Annotated in this window: 10 protein-coding genes; 4 read left to right on the top strand and 6 right to left on the bottom strand. The window is 60.0% G+C overall.

All coding sequences use genetic code 11. The features are described 5' to 3' along the window. Nucleotides 1–441 precede the first annotated feature (441 nt). The 5 genes from AEQ67_RS02640 to AEQ67_RS02660 all read right to left on the bottom strand — a co-directional run bounded on the left by AEQ67_RS02640 (nt 442) and on the right by AEQ67_RS02660 (nt 4,953). Complete coding sequence (locus tag AEQ67_RS02640; RefSeq protein WP_059402338.1) at nt 442–669, bottom strand: MbtH family protein; 228 nt, start codon at nt 667–669, stop codon at nt 442–444. Nucleotides 670–750: 81 nt separating this feature from the next. Then, nucleotides 751–2,163, bottom strand: coding sequence for an aspartate aminotransferase family protein (locus tag AEQ67_RS02645; RefSeq protein ID WP_059402339.1), 1,413 nt, complete (start codon nt 2,161–2,163; stop codon nt 751–753). Nucleotides 2,164–2,240: 77 nt separating this feature from the next. After that, nucleotides 2,241–2,726: a GNAT family N-acetyltransferase gene (locus AEQ67_RS02650; RefSeq protein ID WP_059402340.1), complete on the bottom strand. Its 486-nt coding sequence runs from the start codon at nt 2,724–2,726 to the stop codon at nt 2,241–2,243. Nucleotides 2,727–2,950: 224 nt separating this feature from the next. Further along, nucleotides 2,951–4,276 (bottom strand): ATP-binding protein, encoded by a 1,326-nt coding sequence (locus AEQ67_RS02655; RefSeq protein ID WP_059402341.1) that lies wholly within the window; start codon nt 4,274–4,276, stop codon nt 2,951–2,953. Beyond that, complete coding sequence (locus AEQ67_RS02660; RefSeq protein ID WP_059402342.1) at nt 4,273–4,953, bottom strand: response regulator; 681 nt, start codon at nt 4,951–4,953, stop codon at nt 4,273–4,275. The genes AEQ67_RS02655 and AEQ67_RS02660 overlap by 4 nt, the downstream gene beginning before the upstream one ends. Nucleotides 4,954–5,258: 305 nt before the next feature. On the opposite strand from AEQ67_RS02660, the gene AEQ67_RS02665 reads away from it, so the two are divergent. The 4 genes from AEQ67_RS02665 to dsbG all read left to right on the top strand — a co-directional run bounded on the left by AEQ67_RS02665 (nt 5,259) and on the right by dsbG (nt 9,419). Beyond that, complete coding sequence (locus tag AEQ67_RS02665; protein WP_059402343.1) at nt 5,259–5,978, top strand: hypothetical protein; 720 nt, start codon at nt 5,259–5,261, stop codon at nt 5,976–5,978. Nucleotides 5,979–6,073: 95 nt separating this feature from the next. Then, entirely contained in the window at nt 6,074–7,810 is a 1,737-nt protein-coding gene (gene dsbD, locus AEQ67_RS02670) for a protein-disulfide reductase DsbD (protein WP_059402344.1), read from the top strand. Further along, nucleotides 7,810–8,676, top strand: a complete 867-nt coding sequence (locus AEQ67_RS02675) for a TlpA disulfide reductase family protein (RefSeq protein WP_059402345.1) — start codon at nt 7,810–7,812, stop codon at nt 8,674–8,676. The genes dsbD and AEQ67_RS02675 overlap by 1 nt, the downstream gene beginning before the upstream one ends. Continuing rightward, complete coding sequence (gene dsbG / locus AEQ67_RS02680) at nt 8,652–9,419, top strand: thiol:disulfide interchange protein DsbG (protein WP_059402346.1); 768 nt, start codon at nt 8,652–8,654, stop codon at nt 9,417–9,419. Before AEQ67_RS02675 ends, dsbG begins: the two co-directional genes overlap by 25 nt. Before the next feature lie 148 nt (nt 9,420–9,567). On the opposite strand, the gene AEQ67_RS02685 is transcribed toward dsbG, so the two are convergent. Continuing rightward, a complete protein-coding gene (locus AEQ67_RS02685; protein ID WP_059402347.1) occupies nt 9,568–10,380 on the bottom strand; it encodes an alpha/beta fold hydrolase in 813 nt (270 codons plus the stop codon). Nucleotides 10,381–10,425 lie beyond the last annotated feature (45 nt).

A 10,425-nucleotide genomic window follows, 5' to 3' on the forward strand; every position in this document is an offset into this window, starting at 1 on the left:
GGCTCTCGGGGAGCAAGGTGCTTTGACCTCGATGTTCACCTTGGATGAAGCGTTTCATGGGCGACCCTTGCGATAAATTCTGGGAAATCATAGCAAGGGTTTGTTTCCACGTTTTTGCACACTCTGGGCCATGGATGGCCGATGGCGGCGGGCCCCCGGAGCAATGCCTTCGTTACGGCATGCCGCGCCTAAGCGAGGCACCGAATGGAGGGGCAAAGCGTTTTGCTTCCTTTTGGGCGTCTGCAAAAGGGAGTCGCTGTAAGAGCGAAACCATAATCAGCCGTTACCGCAGAAACGGATATGTACACCCTCAAAAAATAAGTCGCCCAACACACAGCCATCGCGGGCAAGCCCACTCCCACAGGCTCCACGTCGCACACAAAAAAACTGAAAAAGCCCGCTGACCATCACCGGTCAGCGGGCTTTTTAATGCGCGGTCGATCAGTGCGCCACTGCCGCCTGCTCTTCCATCTTCTGCCGCAGGCTCAACGGACGCATATCCGTCCAGGTTTCTTCGATGTAAGCCAGGCATTCCTTTTTCAGCCCGCTCTTGCCCACGGTGCGCCAGCCTTCAGGCACGGCCTTGTAGTCGGGCCAGATCGAGTATTGCTCTTCGTGGTTGACCACGACCTGAAAGAGGATGTCCTCGCGGTCGAATACTGACGTCATGGTATTTCTCCATCGCTGTAGGGTGGGCTGCGCTGCGTGCGCAGCCGGTATGTAGAAGGAACGTTCGGGGTGCCAAAAAATTTAGAGGCTGGCGGTAGCAGCGGCCATGGCCCTGCCGAAAATCGCCGCCACCCGATCGATTTCGGCGGCCGTGATCACCAGCGGCGGCAGGAAACGCACCACGCCACCGTGACGTCCGCCGAGTTCCAGGATCAAGCCGCGCTTGAGGCACTCGCGTTGCACCAGCGGCGCCAGGCGCCCAAAGATCGGTGGATGCCCCTGCACATCCAGCGGCCCCGTCGGATCGACCAACTCAACGCCAAGCATCAAGCCACGCCCGCGAATGTCACCCAGTTGCGGGAAGTCTCGCTGCAGGATGTGCAAGTGTTCGCTCAAGCGTTCGCCCATGGCGCTGGCGTGTTCGCAGACCTTGTGCTCAGTCAGGTAACGCATCACCGCAGAGCCTGCAGCCATTGCCATTTGATTGCCACGAAAAGTCCCGGCATGCGCTCCCGGTAGCCAGGTGTCGAGCCAGTCGCGATAGACCACCACGGCCAACGGCAGGCTGCCGCCGATGGCTTTGGACATCACCACCACATCCGGAATGATCCCGGCGTGCTCGAAGGCAAACATCTTGCCGGTGCGGGCAAAACCGCTCTGGATTTCATCGACGATCAGCGCCACCCCAGCCTTCTCGGTGATGCGTCGCAAGCCGCGCAACCAGTCGAGATCGGCCGGGATCACCCCGCCTTCACCCTGCACCACTTCGACGATCACCGCTGCCGGCAGTTGCACACCGGCCTCGGGGTCATTGAGCAGGTTTTCCAGGTAATTCAGATTGACCTGCACACCCTGCGCACCACCGAGACCAAACGGGCAACGGTAATCGTAGGGGTACGGCATGAACTGCACGCCGCTGCTAAGCAAGGCGCCCAACGGCTTTTTCGGCCCCAGGCTGCCCATCAAACTTAACGCGCCCTGGCTCATGCCGTGATAACCGCCCTGGAACGACAACACGGTGCTGCGTCCGGTGGCGGTGCGCACCAGCTTCAACGCAGCTTCCACCGCGTCAGTGCCGGTAGGGCCGCAGAACTGGATCTTGGCTTCAGCCGCCAGCGCCGGCGGCAGCAGACCGAACAGGTCCTGAACGAATTGATCCTTGACCGGCGTGGTCAGGTCGAGCGTATGCAGTGGCAGTTCATCAGCCAGCACTTGCTGGATCGCGTCGATCACCACCGGGTGATTGTGCCCCAGGGCCAGGGTTCCGGCGCCGGCCAGACAGTCGATGAAACTTCGGCCTTCGACGTCTTCGACATAAATGCCCTTGGCGCGTTTGAGAGCCAGGGGAATGCGTCGCGGGTAGCTGCGGGCATTCGATTCCTGCTGGTTCTGACGGGCCAGCAATGGCGATTCGTTGAACTGATAAAGCGTCTCGGCTGGCGTCGGGGCAAGCCGGGCCGACTGATCTTCCATAAGGCTGGTAGCGACTGACATCTCTCGACCCCTCAATAAGGTTTTCCTGTTCTGGAAACGCACCGGGGCCCTGCGGATTTAGACCTGCGATCAGCTTTCTATGAAGGTGGCCCCAGCCCTTTGTGCATGGGGATCGCGTGGAGCCCCGCGACCATGAACGTTTGGGCGCATGACTGGTATCCCAGATGGCGGTAAAACGCCTCGCTGGTTCGGGTGCTGTTGAGTCGCGCGTGGTGCAAACCCTGCTTGAGCAGCCAGCCCTCGAGGTCACGTACCAGCGCTTGCCCGGCGCCCCGGCGAAACCATTCCGGCTGCACGTAACAGAACGCCACTTTGCCGCTGATCGCGGCCATGGCGACGCCGACCGGTTTGTCCTGCAACAGGGCGATGTTCAAGTACAACCGCTGGTCGGTCAGCCAGGCGCTGATGTGTTCGGCGGTTTTGTTGTGGGTCCAGGCCGCGACGATTTTCGCATCGTTGCGGTGGTCGAGCGCGCAACCGACCCGGATGGAACGCTCGACAATCCGGCTGATAATGCCGGCGTCGGCAGGGGCTGCGGGGCTGATGTGAATCGATGCATCCATGGCGCTGTCACCTCAATCCATTGAGTCAAAGCTGCGAGGGACGATAGCGCTGTGTTGGCCGATGGCCTAATGAAGAGACGTTACATTTGGTGTGCAACCCCAATCCCTTGTAGGAGCTGGCTTGCCAGCGAAGGTCGTCAACGATGACGCGTTTAAAACAGGATAAACGCGGTGCCTATGGGTCCTTCGCTGGCAAGCCAGCTCCTACAGGTGGAGGGTGCTTATCAGAGCTGTTGCAACGGCATTGTCAGCTCAACCCGCAACCCATCCGGCCGGCTGTCAAAACGCAGGGTGCAGCCGCAGCGCTGGACGATGGCCTGGACAATCGCCAGGCCGAGGCCGCAGCCGGTGCTCTGGCCATTGCGCCAGAAGCGTTGGGTCAGGTGTTGCAAGTCCTCTTCGGCAATGCCCGGCCCATGATCGCGAACCACAAACTGCACGCGATTGCCGGTGGTTTCCAGGCTCAGCTCCACGGCGCCATCGCCCGGCGTATGCCGTAGCGCGTTGTCGAGCAAGTTGCGCAGCGCGGCAATCGACAGCACCGCGGGCATTTGCACTGGCGCGTGAGAAAGCTTTGGCGGCATTTTAAATTTGATCCGTTGGCGGTCATCACTGGCCGCATCCTGGATCGCCAGTTTCGCCACTTGCTCGGCGCTGCATTGAACGCCGTCATCGAACGACAGACTGCCTTCGACCCGCGCCAGCAGCAGCAATTGTTCAAGCGTGCGGTGCAAACGGTCGGCGCCCTCTTCGGCCCGGGCCAGGGATTGATCCCGCGCCGCGCCGTCGGTCATGCGCGCCACTTGCAGGTGAGTCTTGATCGCCGTCAGCGGGCTGCGCAGTTCATGCGCCGCATCACCGGTCAGGCGACGCTCGCGTTCGATGGTCTTGCCGATGCGCTGGAACAACTGATTCTGCGTGTCGAGCAACGGTTGCAGCTCACTGGGCAGCGGCTGGATCTGCAACGGTTCAAGGGAGTCGGCGCTACGCCGCATCAAGGCGTCACGCATGCGGTTGAGCGGCGCCAGCCCCTGGCCGATCCCCAGCCACAGCAGGCACAGGCAACCAAGCAACGCCACGCCCACCGGCACTGAAGCGGCCAGCAGAATCGACATGTTCAGGGCTTCACGCTCGATCTGCCGATCAGCCGTGGTGATCCGCAAATCGCCACGGGCGAGGGTGAAACTGCGCCACGGTGCGCCGTCGATCATTTGGTCGTGAAAGCCCATTTTCTCGGCTTCCAGGGTTTGTTGCGGGTCGGTGTGACTGCGGGCGAGAATTTCGCCGCGCAACGAGCTGACCTGACACGCCATGCCACCCGGGATGTTCAACTGTTCAGCGCTGAAATGGGTGCCCTCGCCTTTGCTCGGCAAGGCCGGCAATTGCTCCATCAGCCCGGCGACCATGCGCGCCGACGCCACCAGCCGCTGATCGAGGGAAAACATCATTTGATTGCGCAAATCGCTGAGCATCCAGGCCGCCGCCAAGGCCCAGATCAGCGCAAAAGCGGCGCCGAGTGTCAGGCTCAAGCGCAAACGCAGGCTCATCACTTCGATTGATCTCCGCCATCCGCCGGCCCCAGGCGATAGCCCAGGCCGCGCACAGTCTCGACGATGCCGTTGCCCAGTTTACGCCGCAGGTGATGGATATGAACGTTGAGGGCGTTGCTTTCCAGTTCGTCGTTGAAACCGTAGACACTGTCTTTCAATTGCTCGGTGGACAGCACCCGGCCACGGTTATGCAGCAAGGCTTGCAACAGCGACTGTTCACGGCGCGACAGGTCGACCGGCTGGCCGGCGAGCAGGGTTTCGCGACTGCTCGGGTCGTACGTCAGGGCGCCGTGCTCGATCAGGTTGACGCTGCGCCCCGCCACGCGCCGCAGCAACGTGTGCAGGCGCGCGGCGAGTTCACGCAGATCGAAAGGTTTGAGCAGGTAGTCGTCGGCACCGGCTTGCAGACCGTCGACGCGGTCGGTGACCGAATCCCGCGCCGTGAGAATCAGCACCGGCAACTCCAGGCCGTTGTGGCGCAACTGCTGAAGCAGCTTGAGACCGTCTTCATCCGGCAGACCGAGGTCGAGCACCATCACGTCGAACTCGGCCACCTTGAGCATCGCCCGGGCAGCCGAAGCGGTGGCGACATGCTCCACGGTCAGGCCTTGGGCGGTGAGCCCGGCGACGATGCCGCTGGCGATCAGCTCATCGTCTTCGCAAACCAGTACGTGCATGGGAGCTCCGTGAGCAAAAACATGAGTCAAACAGGTGAGGATTAAGGCGCAATTATGACAAGCCATGTGAATGAGGAGAAGCGCCAGGACTGCCCAGAACCGTTGTATTAGCTATTACTTGCCATCTGAACAAGCCTGAAACAACTAACATTTAACCTGGCCCTTTAAATAACGAAACAAATCTCACTGAACAGACCTTTAACAAACGCATAACATCATGCAACTAGCGGAGCACTATCGACAGACTGCAAATGGACTTAAACGCACCGCTAAATAACATCAATAAAACTGAAAGGAATCAGAATATGCGTACATTAAAAAACATGATCGCCGTTGATTGGCGATCCGGGAAAGATCGTTATTACTTCTTTTTCAAAGATACCGAAACCTACACGCGATTCGATATTGGAGATCACAGCGTTCCTGACGGCTACCCCGCATCAGTCAACTCAGGCAATTGGGACAGTTTTCACTCAGACATCAAAAACCTGAGATTCGGATTCTCGACCACCAATCTTTACAAGTTCGATGGGCAGGAAGCGTTTGACCGGGATTATCTTCTGCTTTTCTATTACGAGGGCGAAACACCCATGTGCTGCTGGTACGATCAAGATGATGACAAGGTAACTCGCCGTAAACCTGTGGCAGATACTCATTGGCGCCCTATTCTTCCGTACTTTGACAACATTGTGGCGGGCACATGGTGGGAAACCGGCGGTGCAAACTGGATAGGAAAACCGTCACCCTTTCGATTCCTTATGAACGACGGACAGTCTTTCTGGTTTGATATTTATAAGACGGATGTGCTCCTTCAGTCCATCGATGAACACAGCTGGCCTGGCTTGGAGCTGTACCAGAATCGGATTCTCACCGGCGTACAAAATGACCGAACGCTGGAGCAAAGTCTTTTCCATATCTTCCTGACCAATAATGAGTTCATGACCTATACCATTCCTGATGGCGAACTCGTGCATGGCCCCAAGAAGGTCGATGAACATACCTGGTCGGGTCTGCTTCGCGACTGAGCCTGGCCAGACCACGGCAGGCGAGCGGCGGTTAATCATCGGTTAATCGCCGCCGCTCATTGTGCAGCTCACTTGCACAGAGCCAAGGCTTATCCATGCGTCGACTGTTGGTACTTTTTGTTCTCTTGATCTCGGGTCTGGCCCAGGCGGGAACCAATCCGTTTGAGGCCAAGCCCGACTTTCTTCCGGTCGGCAAAGCCTTCATTTTCACCTCCGAACGCCTTGAGTCCGGTGAAACCCAGCTGTTCTGGCAGATTGCCGACGGTTATTACCTGTACCAGAAACGCCTGAAATTCGATGGCTTGCCTGAGCAGCACAAACCGGTGTTGCCGGAGGGTGAGTCCCACAGCGACGAGTTTTTCGGTGAACAGCAGGTCTATCGCCAGGGCCTGGAGCTGAAGATTCCTGCCGGTGCCAGTGGCCAGATCAAGGTGGGTTTCCAGGGCTGTGCCGATGCCGGTTTGTGTTATCCGCCGCAAACCCAGGTGGTGGACCTGGGCGACAGCGCAGCGGTTAACGTGGCCACCGAAGCGCCGGACCAGGCCTTGGCCAGTGGCCTGCAACAACGGGCGTTGGGCTGGAGCTTGCTGGTGTTCTTTGGCCTCGGCCTGTTGCTGGCGTTCACGCCTTGCTCATTGCCGATGCTGCCGATCCTGGCCGGTTTGATCGTCGGCAGTGGCGCCAAGCCCAAGCGCGGTTTCGCCTTGGCCAGCAGTTATGTGGTGAGCATGGCGCTGGTGTATGCGGCGATGGGTGTTCTGGCCGCGTTGCTCGGTGCGAACCTGCAGGCGCTGTTGCAGAACCCTTGGCTGCTCGGCAGTTTCGCGGCAATTTTCGTGTTGCTGGCGTTGCCGATGTTCGGCTTCTTTGAGCTGCAATTGCCAGTGGCCGTACGAGATCGACTGGAGAACGTTTCGCGTAATCAGCGCGGCGGCAGCCTGATCGGCGCCGGTGCATTGGGGGCCTTGTCCGGTCTGCTGGTCGGCCCGTGCATGACCGCGCCGCTGGCGGGCGCCCTGCTCTACATCGCGCAAAGCGGTAATGCGTTGCATGGCGGATTGATCCTGTTTGCCATGGGTATCGGCATCGGTGTGCCATTGCTGTTGCTGGTGACCGTCGGCAATCGCTTCCTGCCCAAACCCGGCGCGTGGATGAACCTGCTCAAGGGCATCTTCGGTTTCCTGTTCCTCGCCACTGCATTGCTGATGTTGCGCCCGGTGCTGGATGAATCCCTGTGGGTCGGCTTGTGTGGCGCGTTGTTGTTGATCGCCGCCTACAGCGCCTGGAAGCAGTCGGAAGGTTTCGGTCGCATCGCCCACCTGTTCGGCGCCAGCTCGTTGTTGCTTGGACTGTGGGGCAGCCTGGCGCTGATCGGTGCAGCGGGTGGCAGTGACGACCTGTTCAAGCCGTTGCAGGTGTTTCGCGCCTCCAACTCGGCCAGCGCCGCCGTGCCAACGGGCCATGACGCCTTCACCACGATCAAGGACGCAGGCGCGCTGCAACGGGAACTCGATGCCGCACAGGCGCAGGGCCAATGGGTGCTGCTGGACTACTACGCCGACTGGTGCGTGTCGTGCAAGGTCATGGAAAAGCAGGTGTTCGGCAAACCCCAAGTGCTTGCAGCCTTGAGCGATGTGCGCTTGCTCCGGCTGGACGTCACCGCCGACAATGCCGCCAGCCGCGAGCTGCTCGGCCGTTACAAAGTGCCGGGGCCGCCGAGCCTGCTGTGGATCGGTGCCGACGGCAGCGAGCGTCGCAGCCAGCGCATCACCGGCGAGGTCGATGCCGACACTTTCCTGCAACGCTGGACCACCACCCGAGACGCCCGTTAATGCTGACCTTTACCCTCGGCACGTTTGCCATCGCGCTTAACCACCTGCTGCTGATCAGTGCATTGGCACTGGCGACCTTCGTCGGCTGGCGGGTGGCCAAGCGCGGTGGGGAAAATCCCGAGTCGGTGCTGTTCAGCCTGTTCCTGATCGGCATGCTCGCGGCGCGAATCGGTTTTGTTGCCGTGTACTGGACGCACTATCGCAATGATGCCTGGCAGATCATCGACCTGCGCGACGGCGGTTTCCTCGCCTGGCCGGGGGTGATCGCACTGTTGCTTGCCGCCGTGTATCGAGGCTGGCGTCGTCCGGGCCTGCGTCGGCCCTTGGGTTTTGGCGTAAGCTGCGGCCTGGCGTTCTGGTTGCTGGCGACGTTCTCCCTGGCAATTTACGAACAAGGCACGCGCCTGCCGGACATTGCCCTGCGCAATGCCGCCGGTGAAACCGTGCAACTGGCTGACTACAAAGGCGGCCCGCTGGTGATCAATCTTTGGGCGACCTGGTGCCCGCCGTGCCGACGGGAAATGCCGGTGCTGGAAAACGCCCAGCAACACCGTCCGGACCTGACGTTCCTGTTCGTCAACCAGGCCGAAAGCATGCAAAGCGTCAGCACCTTCCTGGAAACCCAGGGCCTGAGCCTGTCCAATGTGTTGTTCGATGGCGGCGGCCGATTGGGCCAGGCCGTCGGCTCCATGGCGTTGCCGACTACGCTGTTCTATAGCCCCGAAGGTCGCTTGTTGGGCAGCCATCTGGGTGAGCTGTCGGAAGCCAGCCTGGCCCGCGCCCTGGAAAACTTCGAGACCCCGAATCCTGCCGTACCGGCCACCTCTTCAAGGAAACTGCCATGCCCCGCCTCCGCCACCTGCTGACGCTGACCCTGGGCGCCGCCCTGCTGCACCTGCCATCGGTGCAGGCTGAAGAGCTGCCCGAGGCGATCAAGAAGATCGAGGCCAAGGGCGCGAAAATCGTCGGTCAGTTCGATGCGCCCGATGGTTTGCGCGGTTATGCGGCGCAATACCAGAACCGTGGCATGGCGCTGTACCTGACACCTGATGGCAAGCATGTATTGCTGGGCAATCTGTATGACGCCGAAGGTAACGACCTGAGCAGCGCGCCGTTGCAGAAGCTGGTGTATGCGCCGATGGCCAAGGAAGTCTGGGGCAAGATGGAGGCGAGCAACTGGATCGGTGACGGCAACAAAGACGCACCGCGCGTCGTCTATTTGTTCAGCGATCCCAACTGCCCTTACTGCAACATGTTCTGGGAACAGGCGCGGCCATGGGTGAAGGCCGGCAAGGTGCAGTTGCGGCACATCATGGTCGGCATTATCCGCGAAGACAGCCCGGGCAAATCTGCCGCGTTGCTGGCGGCGAAGGATCCGCAAAAAGCGCTGGAAGACCATGAGAAGTCTGGCAAGGACAGTAAACTCAAGGCATTGAAAGACGTGCCACCGGCGATTCAGGCGAAACTCGCGGCCAACATGCAGTTGATGGAAGACCTGGAGTTGTCCGCTACCCCGGCGATTTTCTACATGGACGACAAGGGTGAGCTGCAACAACAGCAAGGCGCGCCATCGCCGGACAAGTTGCTGAAAATTCTCGGGCCGAAGTAAGTAGTTTGGCCGTTGGATTTACGGTGATAACACTGACGCCATCGCGGGCAAGCCCGCTCCCACAAAGAGCGGTGGTGAACACCTGATTTGTGCCTACCATAAATCACTGTGGGAGCGGGCTTGCCCGCGATGACGTCAGCAAGATCAACTAATTTCTCTCAGCCAAAAACTTCAGCAACGCCTCAGTGACAAACTCCGGGTTTTCCAGATTGGAAATATGCCCTGCTTCCGGCACCAACACAGAGGCGCAACCAATCAACCCGGCCATCTCCCGGGCTTCACTCGGTGGCCGTGGCTTGTCCTGATCACCGCACATCACCAGTGTGTTCGCTGCATCCAACTCGCCCAGACGCGGCAACACATCATCCCGACCAAACGTAATCCGCCCCATCGGCACGATGCTTTCGCGCAGGCGTTGCGGCGGCAGCGCGGCCAGTTTCGAGCGGAAATCCTGATACAACGCCGACTGCGGATCGATGCCCGGGCGGAAGAAAATCGGCACCACGATATCCAGCAACTGCGGCGAGATCACACCAGTGTCTTCGATCTGTTTGAACAACGAGAAATAGTATTGGCGAGTCGGTTCCGGCTCGACACCGACATAGGTGTCCATCAGCACCAGCCCGTTGAGCCGCTGAGGTGCCGACAGCGCCAGACGCACGCCCCACATGCCGCCGACTGAAAGACCAGCGAACGTGACCCGGTCGATATCCAGATGATCGAGCAATGCCAGCGCCTGGCGCGCGATGTCATCCAGCGACGTCGTACCGTCCGGCAGCGGCCCGGATTCGCCGTGGCCCCAGAGGTCCAGGGCGATCACCCGATAGTGTTGCGACAGTGCGGCAATCTGCGGCGCCCACATGGTTTGGTCCCACAGGTAGCTGCCGGCCAGCAGCACCGCCGGGCCAGTGCCTTGATCGATGTAGTGAAGGGCTTGTCCGTCCAGAGTTACGAAGGGCATTGACTGTCTCCGCGTCAAAAATGGAGCCGCAAGACTGATGCGGCA

It is taken from the genome of Pseudomonas sp. RIT-PI-q (assembly GCF_001297125.1).
Taxonomy (GTDB): domain Bacteria; phylum Pseudomonadota; class Gammaproteobacteria; order Pseudomonadales; family Pseudomonadaceae; genus Aquipseudomonas.